Raw genomic sequence first — 18,244 nt, forward strand, 5'->3', positions numbered from 1 at the left:
CACGCGCTACCGTGCGCCACGTGCCACTCCGTCTAGGGACAACCGCGGCCGGACTCGTGACCGGATATGTCGCCGACACCCTGTTCGGCGACCCTCGACGGGGGCACCCGGTGGCCCTGTTCGGTTCGGCGGCCGCGCGCCTCGAACGTCGGGTCTGGGCGGATTCGAAGCCGCGAGGAGTCGCGTACGCGGGGTTGTGCGCTTCGGTCCCCGTAGGGCTCGGAGTCGTGCTTCAGACCGTCTCGCGGCGAAGCCCCTTCGCGCGCTTCGTGCTCGTCGCCGCTTCTACGTGGGTAGTACTCGGCGGACGCGGGCTCGCCGCCGAAGGCGCCGAAATGGCCAGACTGCTCGAAGCGGGCGAAGTCGCTTCGGCGCGTACCCGCCTCTCGCACCTCTGCGCGCGCGACGCCACGACGCTCGACACAGCCGAGCTGACCCGCGCAGCGACCGAGTCGATCGCCGAGAACACCTCGGACGCCGTGGTCGCGCCGTTGTTCTGGGGCGCGGTCGCGGGCATCCCCGGACTGCTGGGCTACCGCGCGCTCAACACCCTGGACGCCATGGTCGGCTACCGCTCCCCGCGCCACCGGAACTTCGGCTGGGCCGCCGCGCGCGCCGACGACGTCGCCAACCTGGTGCCCTCTCGCGTCGGAGCGGCGCTCACGGCTTTGTGCGCGCCGGCCGCCGGCGGTCGCGCGCGGAGTGCGTGGCGGATCTGGCGCCGGGACGGCGGCCGGCACCCGAGCCCCAACGCCGGGCAGGTCGAAGCCGCGTTCGCCGGGGCACTGGAGATCCGGCTCGGCGGCACGAACAGCTACGGCGGCGAGGTCGAGAGCCGCGCCCGGCTCGGCGTGGGCCGGGACCCCGAGCCCGTTGACCTGCGCCGCGCCGTGCGGCTGTCCCGGCTGGTGGGCGTGGCGGCGGTCGTGGCCGCGGCGGGGGTGGCCCGGTGAGCGGCCTCCTCGTCGCCGGCACGACGTCCGACGCCGGGAAGAGCCTCGTCACCGCCGGGGTCTGCCGGTGGCTCGCCCGCCGCGGGGTGCGCGTCGCGCCGTTCAAGTCGCAGAACATGTCCAACAACTCGATGGTCTGCGGCGACGGTGCCGAGATCGGCCGCGCGCAGTGGCTGCAGGCCCGCGCGGCGCGGGCCGAGCCCGAGGCCTCCATGAACCCCGTGCTGCTCAAGCCCGGCAGCGACCGGCGCAGTCACGTCGTCGCGCTCGGGAAGCCGTTCGGGACCCTCGAAGCCGGCGAGTACGCCACCGGCCGCGCGGGCCTCGCCGAGATCGCCTTCGGCGCGTTCGAAGACCTCAGTTCGCGCTACGACGTCGTCGTCTGCGAAGGCGCCGGCAGCCCCGCCGAGATCAACCTGCGCGGCGGTGACTACGTCAACATGGGACTCGCGAGGCGGTTCGGGCTGCCGGTGCTCGTGGTCGGCGACATCGACCGCGGCGGCGTGCTCGCCGCCATGTTCGGCACCCTCGCGCTGCTCTCGGCCGAAGACCAGGCGCTGGTCGCGGGCTGGGTGGTCAACAAGTTCCGCGGCGACGTCGGCCTGCTGCGGCCCGGCCTCGACAGCCTCGAGAAGGTCACCGGGCGGCCGGTGCTGGGCGTGCTCCCGTGGCTCGACCGCGTGTGGCTCGACTCCGAAGACGCGCTCGCCGCGGCGGGCTGGCGCCGCGAGACCCGGGGCGGCGGGCTGCACGTCGCCGTGCTCCGGTTCCCGCGCGCGTCCAACGCCACCGACGTCGACGCCCTCGCCGCCGAGCCCGGCGTCACGGTGACGCTGACCGCCGACCCGGACACGGTCGCCGCGGCGGACGTCGTGGTGCTGCCGGGGTCGCGCGCCACGGTGAGCGACCTGGCCTGGTTGCGGGACCGCGGCCTCGACACGGCGCTGGCGGCGCGGGCCGGGAAGCCGGTCCTCGGCATCTGCGGCGGCTACCAGATGCTGGCCGAGTCCATCGTGGACGACGTCGAGTCCGGCGCTGGTGAGGTGCCGGGCCTCGGGTTGCTGCCCGCGCGGGTGACGTTCGCCGCGGAGAAGGTGCTCGCCCGGCCTTCGGGTTCGTGGCGGGGACACCCGGTGCACGCCTACGAAATCCACCACGGCACGGTGACGGCCGCCGGAGAGTCCTTTTTGGATGGAGTTCGCCGGGGTGCGGTCTGGGGAACGATGTGGCACGGCGCGTTCGAGAACGACGCCTTCCGCCGCGCCTGGCTCACCGAGGCGGCGGCGCAGGCCGGGAAGCAGTGGACCCCGGCGCCGGACGCGCCGCGATTCGGAGACCTCCGCGAGCGGATGCTGGACAAGCTGGCCGACGCCGTCGAGGAGCACCTCGACACGGCGGCGCTGCTGACCCTGCTGGAGCTGGGCGCGCCGGCGGACCTGCCGTTCGTGCCACCCGGCGCGCCCTAGCGGGGCACGAACGCGGTGAGCTTGCCGCCCTGCCGGCGGAAGGTGCAGGTCGCCTCCCGGCTCCCGGCCGACCAGGACGACTCGGTCGGGATGTGCGCGAGGAACTCGAGTCCGGGCGGCGGGGTGCCGTTGGCGAACGTCGCCGCGCTCGCGAGCCGGCACAGCGGATCCGCCAGCTCGCGCAAGGGAGTGGGTCCCGGGTAGGTCTCGTAGCCACCGCTGACGTCGACCCGGTCGGCGATCTGCTCGTCGTGCGGCGCGTCGCAGGGCATCCGGATGACCTGCTCGTAGTCCGCGTCGGAGTCCAGGCACTCGCCGATCGCCATGCCCTGGATGTAGTCCGGCGCGGCCGTCGCCCGGGACGCTTTCGAGCTCACGGTCAGGCCGGCGCCCACCCCCAGCCAAAGCAGGCTGAGCACGAGCCCGGTGATCGCGAGCCCGCGCCCCGGGCGCCCGCTGTCACCGGTCCGGATCAGTGCGCCGACGCCGAACCCGATGCTGAACGGGACCAGCGCGAGCAGCCCGCAGACGAACGCCGTGATCGCGAACCCGTCGGTCCCGGGGGACTCGACGGGCCCGCGAACCGTCGTCTGGCTGTGGTTGGACAGCGTCGAGCGCGTGTCGTCGAACAAGGGTCCCCCTCCGGAATCCCCCGACCCGGCGGGGGAAGCCTAGAGGACCGGGATCACGATCCGGCGGCGACGGCCTTCTTGCCCAGTGCCTTTTCGGCGAAGGCCCCGAAGGACAGGCCGAGCGCGAGCCACAGCGTCACCTGGGTGCCGATGGACGCCGTGCGAAAGCTCCACAGCGTCGAGGCCGGGAACTCCGCCGGGACCTCGTCGACCACCGGCATCAGCCAGGCCACCACGCCGACCACGACGAGGTAGCCCGCCGCGGCCAGCAGGAAGCCGTTCCACGCGCCGAAGCGGTCGGCCAGCTTGCGGCCGAACACCGTCGCCAGGATGCCCGCCAGCAGCGACACCGCCACGAACCCGAAGTACAGCTCGGTGCGCGAGCCGATCGTGCCCGGCTGGCCCACCGCGGGCGGGTTGGCCGGGTACTTCAGGAACGGGACGAGGAACACCACGGCGAACGCGCCGCCGGTGAGCAGCAGCGCTGTCACGCGCGGGCGTAGCGCCCCAAGCCTGCCCTGGGCGAAGGCGAACGCGAGCGAGAGCAGCCCGCCGATCGCGACGCCGTAGACGAGGACGCCGGTGAGCAGCCCGACGGTGCTCTGGATGTCCCGCGGGACGAGCTCGGGCGCTTCCTCCGCGGGGGCCGGGGTGGCACCGGCATCGTGGGAATGGGAGTGGCCGCCGGACTCCTCGAGCCCGATGGCGGTGTTCACGGACGGCTCACCGAAGGCGTAGGCGAACCCGAACGCGAGCACGCCGGCGATCAGGCCCGCAAGCATGCCGCGGACCAGCAGGGTCTTCATCATGGGAGTGCGTGCCGCCGATCAGTGGCAGGGGAACGCCAGCAGGTGCCTGCCGTCGTGCACGAACTCGTGGACGTACATGTTCGCGAAGATCGACGTCGCGCCCTGTTCGGCGCTGACGAAGTAGAGCGCGATCAGGGCGAGGAGCACCACGAACACCGCCCACGGGACGATCTCGCGGATCGGGATCCGGACCGGGATCGGGAGCGGAACGGCGGGAGCTGCCGTCTGCGACATGAGCGTGGCCTCCTCGGGCTTTCGCGGCCTCATCGGGGTCGGTTACAACGGTCCGGGTCTGGCTTCCCCCTGGTGGGGGTCACAGTGGCGCGACCGCGCGGACTTGCACCGCGTTCCGGAATCCGTCGTCTGGCCGGTTGAGCGTAGGTCCGCCGTTCGGGGCCCGTCAATGTGACAATGCCGCGGTGACTCGAATGGTGGCCGCTCTCGATGTGGGCGGGACGACGATCAAGGCGGCGTTGCTCGACGAGCAACTGCAGCCCAAGGCGGCGCTGCGCGCGGAGACGGCGCGCAGCGCGGACGGCACGGCCCTGGCCGCGCAGGTCGCGGACATCGTGGCTTCGCTGGCGGAGCAGGCAGGCACCGGGAAGCCGGCCGCGGTCGGCGTGGTGGTGCCCGGGATCGTGGACGAGGAGACGCGCGTCTGCCACTTCTCGGCCAACCTCGACTGGCGCGAGGTGCCCTTCGGCGAGCTGCTGGAGGCGCGGGTGGGGCTGCCGGTGGCGTTCGGGCACGACGTCACCGCGGGCGGCATCGCCGAGTTCCGCGTCGGCGCCGGCCAGGGCGCGACGAACGCGGCGTTCATCCCGGTCGGTACCGGGATAGCGGCGGCGCTGCTGCTGGACGGCCGCATCCACCGGGCGCACGGCCAGGCGGGCGAGGTCGGCCACATCGACGTGGGGCACTCGGGCAAGTGCGGCTGCGGCGCAACGGGCTGCCTGGAGGCAATTTCGTCAGCGGCGGCGATCGCCCGCCGCTACACGGAGCGAACAGGCCGGGCGGCGGACGGCGCCCGCGAGGTGGTCAACCTGGCCCGCCACGGCGACGAGGTGGCGGTGGCCGTGGTCCAGGACGCCCTGGACGGCCTGGGCCACGGCATCCGCACGCTGCTGACGTTGCTGGGCCCGGAGGTGATCGTGCTGGGCGGCGGCTTGTTCACGGCGGCCGACTACGTGCTGGAGCCGGTGCGGGAGTGGCTGGCCGCGCACCTGACGTTCCAGCGGATGCCGGAGCTGCGGATCGCCAAGCTGGGCGACGAGGCCGGTCGGCTGGGGGCGGGCTTGCTGGCTTTGGACCGGCTCGCGGAGCTGTGACGGGACCGGGCCGGGGCTGGTGGCTCGGCCCGGTGGACTGTGGGAGCGCCGGGGCTGGCTGCCGTGGACCGGCCCGGCCTCGTTCGGCAGGGCTGTCGCGGGTGGTTCGGGGCCGGGTTGGCGGCTGGCCGGGTCTGGTCGGTGGGCTGGGGCGGCTGTGGCAACGCCGGCGGTGAGGCTGGGTGGCTCGGGGTCGGGGTGCTGGCGCGGCTGTGGCAACGCCGGCGGTGAGGCTGGGTGGCTCGGGGTCGGGGTGCCGGCCGGGCCCGTGGTTCGAGCCAGGGCGGCAACGGAAGCGCCAGCGGCGAGGCTGGGTGGCTCGGCGCAGGCTTGGCGGCCGGCCGGGATCTGGTCGGTGGGCTGGGGCGGCTGTGGCAACGCCGGCGGTGAGGCTGGGTCGCTCGGGGGCGGGGTGCCGGCCCGAGGCTCGTGCCAGGGCGGCAACGGAAACGCCAGCGGCGAGGCAGGCGGCTCGGGCCGGACTGGTCCCCCGGCACCAGCCCGGCCCACCCCCAACCCCCCCGGGGACCCAGAAACTCAGAGCGACCGCAGGAACGCCAGCGACGGCATGAAGAAGTACTCACCACCCCGCAAGGTCACGGCCTGCGGCACCGGGTCCGCCGTGCGCCGGGTGGGCCCGCCCCACTCGACCGTGTAGTCCGACCGGCTTCGCTCGCCCTGGCCGATTACTGGGTCCAGGCCCGGTGTCACGCCTTCGACGATCGGGAAGCCCGGGTTGTCCGCCCAGACTGCTTGGGTGAACTCGAACTGGTTGCCCACCACGGAATTGAACGCCATGAACAGCAGTCCGACGCCGCCGCTGGGGCGGGCTGATGGCGGGATGTCCGCGTTCGGGTCGTCCGGGCGCTCGCCGTACGGGACGCCTCGGCGGGCCATCAGGTGCAGGCGCTCGGCCGGTGGTTCCTCGGCGCCGCCGGAGCCGCGGGGGTTCGTTTTGCGGATGTGGGCCTGGAACGGGCACTTCAGGGCCGCGCGGTCGCTGTCGTACGTGAAGTTGTTCGACACCGGGCTTTCCGCGCCGTCTTCGCGTTGCGTCGTCAGCGGGGTGCCGTCCTCGAAGCGGCCGATGATCATCGCGCCGGCGCGCTCGCGGTCGTCGCCCGTGAGGCCGAGTGTGTCGGCCAGGTCGGCTTCGGCCTGCTTGAACCGCCGGACGTTCTGCTCCAGCTTGCGGAACACGAAGTAGCTGCCGAAGTGCACGCCCGGGTCCGGGGCCGCCGTGTCCGGGACGAGCACCTGCGACAGCGGTGCCGCCGGGTTCCACACGTTGATGCCGTCGGTGTTGTTCTTTTCCGCGTCGACGTCTTCGGTGAGGAACAGCGGCTGGCTCCGGCCGTCGACGTACCCGAAGTGCTCGATGCCCTCACCGCGCGCGTTGACCCGCCCGAGGCCGGTTTCCTCCGCCAGCACCGCGACGGAGTCCGGCAGCAGGCCGAGGACTTCGTTGCGCCGCGCGGTCATCGCCTTGTCCGTGGCGTCGCCGATCAGCACGACGGCGTGGATTTCGCTGTGGTAGCCCGGATCGAACGTCGAGCGCGGCGGGTCGTTCAGCTTCCGCCGCGTGTCCGGGGCGGCCATTCCGCGCAGGAATGCTTCGTCCTGCGGGAAGTTCTCGACGCCGAGAGCGCGGTAGCCGGCCGCGGTGAGCCCGACGCCGACGTACGGCGTGCCCGCCGAACCGCCGTCCTTGAACGCGCCGACCTCTTCGAGGTGCGAACGCGCCGACTTCATCTTCCCGGTGACCGAAACCAGGAACGCCCGGGCCTCCGCCGCGTCGCCGAATGTCAGCAGCAGCGCGGAAAGGTGGTCGCGGACGTGGGCCTTGAGGATGTTCGGCTGCAGTTCGCCGAGCATCGTCGCGGCGTCGCCGGACGCCGTGGTCCAGGACAGCGTGGTGGACAGGTCGACACTCATTTCGGGTCCCCTCCCGTGTGAAACCTCGCACGGCCCGCCGAAGCCCCCTTCGCCGGCCGTGCCCCTTGCATCCAGGTTGCCGGGCCCGCGCGGCCGGCTGCCACCGATTCCGGGAATTCACACGAAAGATTAAGTTGAACGCCGAATCGCCGACGGGAAACGCGGGCCCCGCGCCGGGGCCCGCGTTTCCCGGTTACCGGGTCAGTACCACCACTGGGACTTGCCGCCCGCGATGAAGCCCCACAGCTGCAGCCGCGTGCCGTTGCCGCCGACCTGGCCCTCGGCGGTCAGGTACGCCGGGCTGGCCGGGGTCTGGATCCGCAGGTAGCCCTCGGGGATCTGGGTGATCGTCCACCACTGGTTCTTGCCGCCCGGCATGAAGTCCCACAGCTGGATCTTCGTGCCGTTGCGGCCGATGGTGTTCGTGTCGGCGTCGAGGTAGCGGCCGCTCTGGTAGTTCTGGAACCGGAAGTAGCCCTCGGGGTTCTGCGACAGCCAGAACGCCTGGTTCGGCGCCGTGTCGTTGCAGTCCCAGAGCTGCATCTTGGTGCCGTTGGCGCCGATGGTGTTCGTGTCGGCGTCCCAGCAGCGCCCGAAGCCCGCGGACTCCAGCAGGTACGGCCCCGGGTCGACGGCCTGCGCGGCCATCGTGTGCGCGGACCGCTGCTGCGTCGCACCGGCCACCTTGGACGGACGCAGCTTGAGGTCGCCGATCGACACGACCTTCGCGCCCTTGCCCTCCGCGGGCGCCGCGCCGGCCTGCGGCACGGCGATCAGGCCCAGCAGGCCCGCCGCCGCGGCGACCGCCACCATCAGCCGCTTCGTCTTCGTCATCGTTCCCCTATTCGTCGGTTCACCCGTGATGACGCGGGAAGAAGGCGCGCGGCAACGGGCCCCGGGCCCCTGCGGACCCGGCGCGTGGTCGTGCCGGCGATTCCCCCTCGCCGAGACCGTCAAACCCCCGAAAGCGGTCTCCGAAGCCATCATTCAGTGCGCCCGGGCGCGCGTCGAGGTGATTTCCCGGAGCGGAAAAAACGCACGTCACGCGTGTAACGGAACGGAACGGGCGTCGATAGACGGGCAGACACCGGGGGAGGAACCGTGCGCATCGAGCTGACCCTGCCGGACCTCGTCCGGGTCGGGCTCGCCGCCGCGGCCGACCCGATGGGGGAGCTGGCCGCGAGCCTGCAGGTCCTGCAGCGGCGCGACGGCGGCCGCACCGCGGCTTCGGCGGCGTTCAACCGGTGGCGCCACCGCGTGTGGCAGAGCCTGCCGGACTCGGCGGCGGTGCTGATGTGGCTCTGCCGCCCGGACGCGCCGATCCCGGAGTTCCTGCTGCCCGCGGCCGGGCGCTACGAGCTGGAGTCCGGGCTCGCGGCGGTGCTGAAGACCGAACCGGTGAGCCTGAAGACGGCGTTGCGCACGGCGCCGGCCGACCACGACCTGCCCGCGTGGGCGGCCGCGCTCGCGGACGGCGATCCCGCGGGCCTGCCGCGAGTGGTCCAGGCCATGCGCGACTACCACGAACTCGCCCTCGAGCCGGGCTGGGACGCGGTGTCGGCCCAGGTGGACGCCGACCTCGGGATGCGCACGCAGTTGCTGCTCCACGGCGGCGTCGAAGCGTTGTTCACCGGCCTCCGCCCGCTGGTGCGCTGGGTGGCGCCCGTCCTGGAGGTCGACGACCGGGTCCCCGGGACGCTCCCGTCGGAGGGCACGGGCCTGCTGCTGGTGCCGACGTACTTCGCCGTGTGCCCGGCCTTGCTCCCCGCGGCCCCGGGCGGCACCCCGCGCCTGCACTACCCGTGCGTCCGCCAGGCCGCGCCGCCGGCGGGCTTCGGGCGCGGCGCGCGCAGGGCGGCGGGCAACGCGCTGGCGGAGCTGCTGGGCCCGACGCGCGCGGCCGCCCTGACGGTCCTGGCGGTCGGCTGCTCGACGTCCGAGCTCGCGGCGCGGCTGGGCGTGACGCCGTCGGCGGTCAGCAAGCACACCAACGTGCTGCGCCGCGCGGGGCTGATCATCACGCACCGGGAGCGCAACACCGTGCTGCATTCCTTGACCCCGCTGGGAAGCGCGCTCCTGGACAGCTGAGGATCCTCAGGTGAGTTCGGCGGTCGCCTTCACGAGTTCGGCCAAGGCGTCGCGGGCGAATTCCGCGAAGCCGCGCTCGTCGTCGACGACCACCCAGCGTGCGAAGGCCGCGGTGAAGGCGAGCCCGCCCAGTTCCGCCGCGACGCTCGCCGCCGGGTCGGGGACCCCGCGCGCCCGCAGGGCGTCGGCCATCGCCGCGTTCAGGATCGCGCGCTTGAGCAGCTCGCGCTCCCGCAGTTCGGGCGTCGCCGCGACCACCTGCCGGACCTTGCGGGCCCACGTGCGGCGTTCCGCGTCGAAGGCCGTCTCGACCGCCGCCAGGGCGTCCGCGACCGCTTCGAGCGGGGTGGCCGAGGCCGGCGTCGCGGCGACCGCGTCGGCGAGGATGCGGCTCAGGATCTCCTGACCCGCGAAGAGCACTTCGCGCTTGTCGGCGAAGTGCCGGAAGAAGGTTCGCTTCGTCAGCCCGGCGCGCTCGGTGATCTCGGCGACCGTGACGGTGTCGTAGCCGCGCTCGAGGAACGCCTCCACCGCGACGCGCACCAGGCGCTCGCGGGCGTTCGGCTCCCAGCGGCTCATGGGCCCAGTCTAAGTGATGACACCTGGTGTCGTCGGACGTGCTAGGGTGATGACACCAGGTGTCATCACAGGGAGGTTCTCATGCGTGTCTTCGTCACCGGGGCGTCCGGCTGGATCGGCTCGGCCGTCGTGCCCGAACTCCTCGAAGCCGGCCACCAGGTCGTCGGCCTCGCCCGCTCGGACGCCTCGGCGCAGGCCGTCGCGAAGATGGGCGCCGAAGTGCTCCGCGGCGACCTGACCGACCTCGCCACGCTCAAAGCGGGCGCCGAAGCCGCCGACGGCGTCGTCCACCTCGCCTTCGGCCACGACTTCGGGCAGATCGACGCCGCGATCCGGGCTGACGCGGTGGCCAGCGAAACCCTGGCCGCCGTGCTCGGGGGCAAGCCGTTCGTGGCCGCTTCGGGGACGCCGTCGGTGCCCGGCGGGACGGCCACCGAGCAGGACGACCCCGACGGCTTCGGGCCGGTGGCGGGCCGCATGGACGTCGCCCGGGCGGTGCTGAAGACGGCCGAACGCGGGGTCCGCGCGTCGATCGTGCGGCTGCCGCGGTCGGTGCACGGCGAAGGCGACGCGCACGGGCTCGTCGCGCGGCTGGTCGGCCTCGGCCGGGAGAAGGGGATCGCGGCCTACGTCGGCGACGGGACGCAGCGCTGGCCCGCGGTGCACGTCCTGGACGCGGCGCACCTGTTCCGCCTGGCGCTGGAGGGCGCCCCAGCGGGCTCGGTGCTGCACGCGGTGGGCGACGAAGGCGTGGCCATCCGCGACGTCGCCGAGGTGGCCGGCCGCCGGCTCGGCCTGCCGCCCACGTCGGTCGAGGCCGGCGAACTCGGGTTCCTCGGCCAGATCCTGGCGATCGACCAGCCCGCGTCCAGTGCCAGGACGCAGGAGCTGCTCGGGTGGCGGCCCACGCGGCCGGGGCTGCTCGACGACCTCGAAAAGGGCTACTACGGCTGAGAAGTGGGACAGCGCCGGCGGAGGTGGCGACAGTGGCACCTCCGCCGGCGCCGGGCTTACGCGATCGGCCGGTCCGTCGGCGCGATCGGCGCGGGCAGGACGTCCCGCCCGGTCAGGTAGGCGTCGACGCCGGCCGCGGCGCTGCGGCCTTCGGCGATCGCCCAGACGATCAGGGACTGCCCGCGGCCCATGTCACCGGCCACGAACACGTTGTCCAGGCTCGTCTTGAACGCCTTGTCGCGGGCGACGTTGCCGCGCTGGTCCAGCTCGACGCCGAGGTCCTCGAGCAGGCCCTTCTTCTGCGGCCCGAGGAAGCCCATCGCCAGCAGGACGAGCTGCGCGGGCAGCTCGCGTTCGGTGCCTTCCACGGGGACGAACTTGCCACCCTCGTTGCGCACCTCCACGAGCTTCAGGGCCCGCACGCGACCGTCGGCGTCGCCCAGGAACTCCTGCGTGTTCACCGCGTACAGCCGCTCGCCGCCCTCTTCGTGCGCCGAGGAGACGCGGTAGATCATCGGGTACGTCGGCCACGGGTGGGCGTCCGAACGCGCCTCCGGCGGCTTCGGCATGATCTCCAGCTGCGTCACCGACTTCGCGCCTTGGCGGTGCGAAGTCCCGACGCAGTCCGCGCCCGTGTCGCCGCCGCCGATGACGACCACGTCCAGGCCCGCGGCCGAGTAGGGCGACTCGGAAAGGTCGCCCGAAGCGACCCGGTTGGCCGGCGGCAGGAACTCCATGGCCTGGTGGATGCCGTCCAGCTCGCGGCCGTCGATCGGCAGGTCGCGCCAGTCGGTCGCACCGCCCGCGAGCACCACCGCGTCGTACGACGACGTCAGCTCGTCAGCCGAGATGTCGACGCCGACGTTCACCGACGTCCGGAACTCCGTGCCTTCGGCCTCCATCTGCGCGAGCCGCCGGTCGAGGCGGGACTTCTCCATCTTGAACTCGGGGATGCCGTAGCGCAGCAGCCCGCCGATCTTGTCGGCCCGCTCGAGGACCACGACGCTGTGGCCCGCGCGCGTGAGCTGCTGCGCCGCGGCAAGTCCCGACGGGCCGGACCCGACGACCGCGACCTTCTTGCCCGTCTTCGCGACGGGCACTTCGGGCGTGATCCAGCCCTCTTCGAAAGCGCGGTCGACGATGGAGATCTCGACGCGCTTGATCGTCACCGGGTCGTCGTTGATGCCGAGCACGCACGCGGTTTCGCACGGCGCCGGGCACAGCGTGCCGGTGAACTCCGGGAAGTTGTTCGTGGCGTGCAGCCGTTCGATGGCCTGCCGCCAGTCTTCCCGCCACACCAGGGTGTTCCACTCGGGGATGAGGTTCCCGAGCGGGCAGCCCTGGTGGCAGAACGGGATGCCGCAGTCCATGCAGCGGCCGGCCTGCTTCTCCAGCTTCGTCGACGCGAAGTCCTCGTAGACCTCTCGCCAGTCCATCAGCCGGAGGTCGACCGGACGCCGCTTCGGCTCTTCGCGGGTGGTGGTCAGAAAGCCCTTGGGGTCAGCCATGTGCGGCCTCCATGATCGCCTCGTTCACGTCGCGCCCGTCGCGCTCGGCCTGCACCTGGGCGGCGAGCACGCGCTTGTAGTCCTTCGGCATGACCTTCCCGAAGCGGTCGACGCCCGCGTCCCAGTCGGCCAGCAGCTCCCGCGCGACCGCGGATTCCGTTTCGTTGTAGTGCTTTTCCAGCGTCTCGCGCAGGAAGTCCGCGTCTTCGGAGTCGAGCGGGTCGAGGTCGACCATCTCCGGGTTGACGCGGTGCGCGGGCAGGTCCAGCACGTACGCGATGCCGCCGGACATGCCGGCCGCGAAGTTCCGCCCGATCGGGCCGAGCACGACCATCCGGCCGCCGGTCATGTACTCGCCGCCGTGGTCGCCGACGCCTTCGACGACGGCCAGCGCGCCGGAGTTGCGCACGCAGAACCGCTCGCCGACCTTGCCGCGGATGAAGATCTCGCCGCTGGTGGCGCCGTAGGCGATGACGTTGCCGGCGATGATCTGCTCTTCGGCGACGTAGTGGGCGTCCTTCGGCGGCCGCACGATCAGCCGGCCGCCGGAGAGGCCCTTGCCGACGTAGTCGTTGCCGTCGCCGTAGAGGCGCAGCGTGATGCCCTTCGGCACGAACGCGCCGAACGACTGGCCCGCGGTCCCGGTGAAGGTGACGTCGATGGTGTCGTCGGGCAGGCCTTCGCCGCCCCACCGCTTGGTGAGCTCGGAGCCGAGCATGGTGCCGACGGTCCGGTTCACGTTGCGCACGGGCAGTTCCAGCCGGACCTTGTCGCCGGAGTTCAACGCACCCTCGGCGAGCTGGATCAGCGTGTTGTCCAGCGCCTTCTCGAGGCCGTGGTCCTGCAGGGTCTGCTGCAGGCGCAGGCCCGCCGGGGCCATGTCGGGCACGTGGAAGACCGGCGACAGGTCCAGCCCGGCCGCCTTCCAGTGCTCGACGGCCTTGCGCTTGTCGAGGAACTCGGCGTGCCCGACCGCCTCGGCGATCGACCGGAACCCGAGCTCCGCCAGGTATTCGCGAACTTCCTGGGCGATGAACTCGAAGAAGTTGACGACGTATTCGGCCTTGCCGCTGAACTTCTCGCGCAGCTTCGGGTTCTGCGTCGCGACGCCCACCGGGCAGGTGTCGAGGTGGCAGACGCGCATCATGATGCAGCCCGACACCACCAGCGGCGCGGTCGCGAAGCCGAACTCCTCGGCGCCGAGCAGCGCCGCGACGACGACGTCACGGCCGGTCTTCAGCTGGCCGTCGGTCTGCACCACGATCCGGTCGCGCAGCCGGTTGGCCAGCAGCGTCTGCTGCGTCTCCGCCAGACCGAGCTCCCACGGGCCGCCCGCGTGCTTGATGGACGACAGCGGCGACGCGCCGGTCCCGCCGTCGTGGCCCGAGATGAGCACGACGTCGGCGTGCGCCTTGGAGACGCCCGCGGCGACCGTCCCGACGCCGACCTCGGACACGAGCTTCACGTGGATGCGCGCGCGGGGGTTGGCGTTCTTCAGGTCGTGGATCAGCTGGGCGAGGTCCTCGATCGAGTAGATGTCGTGGTGCGGCGGCGGCGAAATCAGGCCGACGCCCGGCGTCGAGAACCGCGTCTTCGCGATCCACGGGTACACCTTCGCGCCGGGCAGCTGCCCGCCTTCGCCGGGCTTCGCGCCCTGCGCCATCTTGATCTGGATGTCGTCGGCGTTGACGAGGTACTCGCTCGTGACGCCGAAGCGGCCGGACGCGACCTGCTTCACGGCACTACGCCGCTCCGGGTCGTAGAGCCGCTCCGCGTCTTCGCCGCCCTCACCGGTGTTGGACTTGCCGCCGAGGCGGTTCATCGCGATGGCGAGGGTCTGGTGCATCTCCATCGAGATCGAGCCGTAGGAGATGGCGCCGGTGGCGAACCGCTTGACGATCTCCGAGACCGGCTCGACCTCTTCGATCGGCACCGGCGCGCGCTTGCCGTACTTGAAGTCGAACAGTCCGCGCAGCGTCAGCAGCTTCTCGGCCTGGTCGTCGACGGCCTTCGTGTACTCCTTGAAGATCTCGTACTTCCCGGACCGCGTGGAGTGCTGGAGCTTGAACACCGTCTGGGGGTTGAACAGGTGCGGCTCGCCTTCGCGGCGCCACTGGTAGTCCGCGCCGGTCTCCAGCTCGCGGTGCGCGGCGCGGACGCCGTCGGCCGGGAAGGCGTACCGGTGCCGCTTCGCGACCTCGTCGGCGAGGGTCTCGAAGCCGACGCCGCCGAGGCGGGACGTCGTGCCGGTGAAGCAGTTGTCGATGACCTCTTCGCCGAGCCCGACCGCCTCGAAGATCTGCGCGCCGGTGTAGGACGCGACGGTCGAGACGCCCATCTTCGACATCGTCTTCCGGACGCCCTTGCCCAGCGCCTTGATCAGGTTGGCGGTCGCTTCCTTCGGCGTGACACCCGGGATCAGGCCCTGGTGGGCCATCTCCTCGACGGTCGCCATCGCCAGGTACGGGTTCACCGCGGCCACGCCGTAGCCGATGAGCAGCGCGATGTGGTGCACCTCGCGCGCGTCGCCGGCCTCGACGATGAGGCCGACCTGCGTGCGCGTCTTCTCGCGGACGAGGTGGTGGTGCACCGCCCCGGTCAGCAGCAGCGAGGGGATCGGCGCGTGGTCTTCGTCGACCCCGCGGTCGGACAGCACGATCAGCCGAGCGCCGTCCTCGATCGCCTCGGACACCTCGGCGCGGATCTCGTCGAGCCGCTTGACCAGCGCGTCGCCGCCGCCGTGGACGTTGTAGCGGCCGAGCACGGTGACGGCCTGGAACTCGGGCAGGTCGCCGTCGTCGTTGACGTGCACCAGCTTGGCGAGCTGGTCGTTGTCCAGCACCGGGAACGGCAGCACGATCCGGCGACAGCTGCTCGCGTCGCCGGTCAGCAGGTTCGGCTCGGCGCCGATCTGCGTGCCGAGCGCGGTGACGAGCTCCTCGCGGATGGCGTCCAGCGGCGGGTTGGTCACCTGGGCGAACAGCTGGATGAAGTAGTCGAACAGCAGCCGCGGCCGGCTGGAGAGGGTGGCCAGCGGCGAGTCGTTGCCCATCGAGCCGATCGGCTCCGCGCCGGTGCGGGCCATCGGCTCGAGGATGACGTCGAGCTCCTCCTCGGTGTAGCCGAACGCCTGCTGGCGCCGCACGAGCGCGGCGTGCAGCGGGACCTCGCGGTCGCGCTCGGGGAGGTCCTCGAGGTTCAGCAGCCCGGCCTCGACCCACTCGTCGTACGGGTGCTCGGTGGCCAGCTCGGTCTTGATCTCCTCGTCCTCAATGATCCGGCCCTCGGCGGTGTCCACGAGGAACATCCGGCCGGGCTCGAGGCGTCCCTTGCGGACGATCGTCGCCGGGTCGATGTCGAGCACGCCGACCTCCGAGGCCAGCACGACGAGGCCGTCGTCGGTCACCCAGTAGCGGCCGGGGCGCAGGCCGTTGCGGTCGAGCACCGCGCCGATCTGGCTGCCGTCGGTGAAGGCGACGAGCGCCGGGCCGTCCCACGGCTCCATCAGCGTCGAGTGGAACTCGTAGAACGCGCGTCGCGCCGGGTCCATCTCCTGGTGGTTCTCCCAGGCTTCCGGGATCATCATGAGCACCGCGTGCGGCAGCGGACGGCCGCCGAGGTGCAGCAGCTCGAGGACCTCGTCGAAGCTCGCCGAGTCGCTGGCCCCGCGCGTGATCACCGGGTAGATGCGCTTGAGGTCGCCCGGGATGAGGTCGGTCTCCAGCAGCGCCTCGCGGGCGTCCATCCAGTTGCGGTTGCCGCGCAGGGTGTTGATTTCGCCGTTGTGCGCGACGTAGCGGTACGGGTGCGCCAGCGGCCACGACGGGAAGGTGTTGGTGGAGAAGCGGGAGTGCACCAGGCCGATGGCGCTGGTGACGCGCTCGTCGGTCAGGTCGGCGAAGAAGCGCTCGACCTGCGGCTCGGTGAGCATTCCCTTGTAGACGATCGTGCGTGACGACAGGCTGGGGAAGTAGACGTCGTCGTCGACGAGCTCGTGCTCGGCGCGCTTGCGGACGCAGAAGGCGCTGCGCTCGATGTGCAGCGGGTCCGAGTGCTCCGGCTTCGGGCGGCGCGCGGCGAGGAACAGCTGCGTGAAGTGCGGCATGGTCTCGGCGGCGGTCGGTCCGCAGTGCTCGGTGTGCACCGGCAGCTCGCGCCAGCCGAGGACGCGCATGTCCTCTTCGGCGGCGATGCGCTCGATGGTCGTCATGGCGCGGCCGCGGCGCTTTTCGTCCTGCGGCAGGAAAGCCGTGCCGACGGCGTAGGCGCCCGGCTCGGGGAGCTCGAAGTCCACGACCTCGCGGTAGAACTCGTCCGGGATCTGGATCAGCAGGCCGGCGCCGTCGCCGGTGTCCGGTTCGGCGCCCCGCGCCCCGCGGTGTTCCAGGTTGCGCAACGCGACCAGGGCCTTGGCGACGATCGCATGATCTCGGCGGCCGGTCAGGTCGGCGACGAAGGCGACACCGCAGGCGTCGTGTTCGTAGTCGCTGCGGTAGAGGCCCTCGGCCTCGGCGTTGCTGAGCTGCTGCCCTGCGGGGGGCAGGGAACGGGCACGGTGGGTCACGGCTGGCCGCCTCCCAAGGCGTTGGCGCGACCGGTACTCACTCCATGGTGTGGTTCGAGCTGAACCGGTTAACGAAGTGGTCCGGGACCGCGATGGTCAGTCGAGAACAGTTGCTGTTGTCGGCGTTGGTTTCGTGCAAGATGCCGCGTGGTATCAGCCGGGCTGCGAGCCCGGACGCGGGTCATCTGGGAGGCCGCACAACGCTGGGCAGCCGAACATGTCGGTCCTGCGAGCGCGCACAGGCAGACCACTGTGGTGGGGGTCAGCCGGAGCGCGCGGTGTTACTCCCGGGTTCGCCGGGTCTTATGACGATAGTGTGAATTCGCTGTTATCGACATACGTCGTTGCCCCCGGGTGGGAAATGCCACGGTTGCGTTGACGTCCCCGGGGGTAGTCCCATATGCCGGGCTGTCGCTCCCGAAGGTCGGTCAGTATCGGCTCTGACCTGCGGAAACGTCTGTCCCAAGTGGTCTGGGGCACGTGTCGCGGCGGTGCTCCGGGGTGGGATGCTGGACGCATGGCGGACTCGTCCGATGACTGATCGTTATCTCTCCGTGGCTCGATCCGCGGTCCACGAGCTCGAGATCAAGCGCTCCCGGTTCCTCTGCGCGCTCGCACCAGTGACGTCGGAAGAGGCCGCGCGCGAGTTCATCGCGGCCCGCCGTCGCGCCGAACCCGGGGCGCGGCACCACTGTCACGCGTTCGTTTTGGGGCCTGATGGGCGAACCCGGCGGTCCAGTGACGACGGTGAGCCGGCGGGCACCGCGGGCGCGCCGATGCTGGAGGTGCTGCGGCGCCGCGAAGTCACGGACACGGTCGCGGTGGTGTCGCGCTACTTCGGCGGCGTGCTGCTGGGGGCGGGCGGGCTGATCCGCGCGTACGGTCAGTCCGTTTCGGACGCCCTGGAAGGTGTTGGTGTACTAGAACACCGGCGTCTCAGGCTGGTCGAGGTGGCCGTGAGCTACGACCGCGCGGGCCGCTTCGAGAACGACCTGCGCGCGTCCCGCTACCTCGTGCACGCAACCCGCTTCGACGCGCTGGCCCGCTTCGAGATCGGCCTGGCCCCGGCCGAAGCCGAGGACTTCACGAGCTGGCTGGCCGACCTGACCAACGGCGAAGCCTCGACGACCGAGCTCGGCGAGACCTGGGTGACCGTCCCCTGAGGCCGTTCGACCCTTCAATCACGCGTGATGGCTTCTCCGTCACGGCCGGGGCTTCGCCGCGTGTGCGTGAAGGGTCGACTCGCGTGATTGAAAGTCGACACGGCGGTGGGTGGTCCACCGGGGCCGGGTGGTCCGGTGCCGGAACCGGTTGGCGCACAACGGACTTTCGGTGCTTCCGCGACCGGGTTCCGCCGTGGCACCATGTCGTCCCCCGAGTTCTGCGGTACCACTTCGATCCCCGAGACGTTGACGGCGCAGCGTGTCC

Annotated in this window: 14 protein-coding genes; 6 read left to right on the forward strand and 8 right to left on the reverse strand. The window is 71.7% G+C overall.

Features of this window, described 5'->3' with window-relative positions; translation table 11 throughout:
• Positions 1 to 20 precede the first annotated feature (20 nt).
• Both ACYVLJ_RS37730 and ACYVLJ_RS37735 read left to right on the forward strand, forming a co-directional pair.
• Positions 21 to 953, forward strand: a complete 933-nt coding sequence (locus ACYVLJ_RS37730; RefSeq protein WP_451986304.1) for a cobalamin biosynthesis protein — start codon at positions 21 to 23, stop codon at positions 951 to 953.
• Positions 950 to 2,419 (forward strand): cobyric acid synthase, encoded by a 1,470-nt coding sequence (locus tag ACYVLJ_RS37735; protein WP_460442260.1) that lies wholly within the window; start codon positions 950 to 952, stop codon positions 2,417 to 2,419. Before ACYVLJ_RS37730 ends, ACYVLJ_RS37735 begins: the two co-directional genes overlap by 4 nt.
• Here ACYVLJ_RS37735 and ACYVLJ_RS37740 read toward each other — a convergent pair.
• Genes ACYVLJ_RS37740 through ACYVLJ_RS37750 form a run of 3 tightly spaced genes read right to left on the reverse strand, consistent with a single transcriptional unit; the run spans position 2,416 to position 4,094 of the window.
• Entirely contained in the window at positions 2,416 to 3,051 is a 636-nt protein-coding gene (locus tag ACYVLJ_RS37740) for a DUF4190 domain-containing protein (protein ID WP_460442261.1), read from the reverse strand. The two genes, ACYVLJ_RS37735 and ACYVLJ_RS37740, sit on opposite strands and share 4 nt — an antisense overlap.
• A 53-nt stretch (positions 3,052 to 3,104) precedes the next feature.
• Positions 3,105 to 3,860, reverse strand: coding sequence for a CbtA family protein (locus ACYVLJ_RS37745; protein WP_451986310.1), 756 nt, complete (start codon positions 3,858 to 3,860; stop codon positions 3,105 to 3,107).
• Positions 3,861 to 3,878: 18 nt separating this feature from the next.
• The gene (locus ACYVLJ_RS37750; RefSeq protein ID WP_451986312.1) at positions 3,879 to 4,094 is read right to left on the reverse strand and encodes a CbtB domain-containing protein; all 216 of its coding nucleotides are present in this window, start codon (positions 4,092 to 4,094) and stop codon (positions 3,879 to 3,881) included.
• 194 nt (positions 4,095 to 4,288) lie between these two features.
• Between ACYVLJ_RS37750 and ACYVLJ_RS37755 the strand changes: the two genes are divergently transcribed.
• On the forward strand, positions 4,289 to 5,188 hold the full coding sequence (locus ACYVLJ_RS37755) for an ROK family protein (RefSeq protein WP_451986336.1): 900 nt from the start codon (positions 4,289 to 4,291) through the stop codon (positions 5,186 to 5,188).
• Positions 5,189 to 5,725: 537 nt separating this feature from the next.
• Here the strand turns inward: ACYVLJ_RS37755 and ACYVLJ_RS37760 are convergent.
• Positions 5,726 to 7,123, reverse strand: coding sequence for a Dyp-type peroxidase (locus tag ACYVLJ_RS37760; protein WP_460442262.1), 1,398 nt, complete (start codon positions 7,121 to 7,123; stop codon positions 5,726 to 5,728).
• A gap of 201 nt (positions 7,124 to 7,324) precedes the next feature.
• A complete protein-coding gene (locus tag ACYVLJ_RS37765) occupies positions 7,325 to 7,957 on the reverse strand; it encodes an RICIN domain-containing protein (RefSeq protein ID WP_460442263.1) in 633 nt (210 codons plus the stop codon).
• A gap of 267 nt (positions 7,958 to 8,224) precedes the next feature.
• Between ACYVLJ_RS37765 and ACYVLJ_RS37770 the strand changes: the two genes are divergently transcribed.
• Positions 8,225 to 9,211, forward strand: a complete 987-nt coding sequence (locus tag ACYVLJ_RS37770) for an ArsR/SmtB family transcription factor (RefSeq protein ID WP_451986318.1) — start codon at positions 8,225 to 8,227, stop codon at positions 9,209 to 9,211.
• A gap of 6 nt (positions 9,212 to 9,217) precedes the next feature.
• Here the strand turns inward: ACYVLJ_RS37770 and ACYVLJ_RS37775 are convergent, their stop codons facing one another.
• The gene (locus tag ACYVLJ_RS37775; protein WP_451986320.1) at positions 9,218 to 9,790 is read right to left on the reverse strand and encodes a TetR/AcrR family transcriptional regulator; all 573 of its coding nucleotides are present in this window, start codon (positions 9,788 to 9,790) and stop codon (positions 9,218 to 9,220) included.
• Between the two features lie 81 nt (positions 9,791 to 9,871).
• Between ACYVLJ_RS37775 and ACYVLJ_RS37780 the strand changes: the two genes are divergently transcribed.
• A complete protein-coding gene (locus ACYVLJ_RS37780; RefSeq protein WP_451986322.1) occupies positions 9,872 to 10,744 on the forward strand; it encodes an SDR family oxidoreductase in 873 nt (290 codons plus the stop codon).
• A 56-nt stretch (positions 10,745 to 10,800) separates the two neighbouring features.
• Here ACYVLJ_RS37780 and ACYVLJ_RS37785 read toward each other — a convergent pair whose 3' ends face one another.
• Positions 10,801 to 12,252, reverse strand: coding sequence for a glutamate synthase subunit beta (locus ACYVLJ_RS37785; RefSeq protein ID WP_451986324.1), 1,452 nt, complete (start codon positions 12,250 to 12,252; stop codon positions 10,801 to 10,803).
• Positions 12,245 to 16,816 carry a glutamate synthase large subunit gene (gltB, locus tag ACYVLJ_RS37790; RefSeq protein WP_451986326.1) on the reverse strand — a complete coding sequence of 1,524 codons (4,572 nt, stop codon included), beginning with the start codon at positions 16,814 to 16,816 and terminating at the stop codon, positions 12,245 to 12,247. The genes ACYVLJ_RS37785 and gltB overlap by 8 nt, the downstream gene beginning before the upstream one ends.
• Before the next feature lie 533 nt (positions 16,817 to 17,349).
• Here gltB and ACYVLJ_RS37795 point away from each other — a divergent pair.
• Complete coding sequence (locus ACYVLJ_RS37795) at positions 17,350 to 17,979, forward strand: IMPACT family protein (RefSeq protein ID WP_460442264.1); 630 nt, start codon at positions 17,350 to 17,352, stop codon at positions 17,977 to 17,979.
• Positions 17,980 to 18,244: the final 265 nt, after the last annotated feature.

It is taken from the genome of Amycolatopsis stemonae (genome assembly GCF_054781455.1).

Excerpts from the sequence above, each read along its gene's own strand:
- ACYVLJ_RS37745 (WP_451986310.1), bottom strand. The coding sequence starts at position 3,860 with ATGATGAAGACCCTGCTGGTCCGCGGCATGCTTGCGGGCCTGATCGCC.
- ACYVLJ_RS37750 (WP_451986312.1), bottom strand. The coding sequence starts at position 4,094 with ATGTCGCAGACGGCAGCTCCCGCCGTTCCGCTCCCGATCCCGGTCCGG.
- ACYVLJ_RS37755 (WP_451986336.1), top strand. The coding sequence starts at position 4,289 with ATGGTGGCCGCTCTCGATGTGGGCGGGACGACGATCAAGGCGGCGTTG.
- ACYVLJ_RS37760 (WP_460442262.1), bottom strand. The coding sequence starts at position 7,123 with ATGAGTGTCGACCTGTCCACCACGCTGTCCTGGACCACGGCGTCCGGC.
- ACYVLJ_RS37765 (WP_460442263.1), bottom strand. The coding sequence starts at position 7,957 with ATGACGAAGACGAAGCGGCTGATGGTGGCGGTCGCCGCGGCGGCGGGC.
- ACYVLJ_RS37775 (WP_451986320.1), bottom strand. The coding sequence starts at position 9,790 with ATGAGCCGCTGGGAGCCGAACGCCCGCGAGCGCCTGGTGCGCGTCGCG.
- ACYVLJ_RS37780 (WP_451986322.1), top strand. The coding sequence starts at position 9,872 with ATGCGTGTCTTCGTCACCGGGGCGTCCGGCTGGATCGGCTCGGCCGTC.
- ACYVLJ_RS37785 (WP_451986324.1), bottom strand. The coding sequence starts at position 12,252 with ATGGCTGACCCCAAGGGCTTTCTGACCACCACCCGCGAAGAGCCGAAG.
- ACYVLJ_RS37795 (WP_460442264.1), top strand. The coding sequence starts at position 17,350 with ATGACTGATCGTTATCTCTCCGTGGCTCGATCCGCGGTCCACGAGCTC.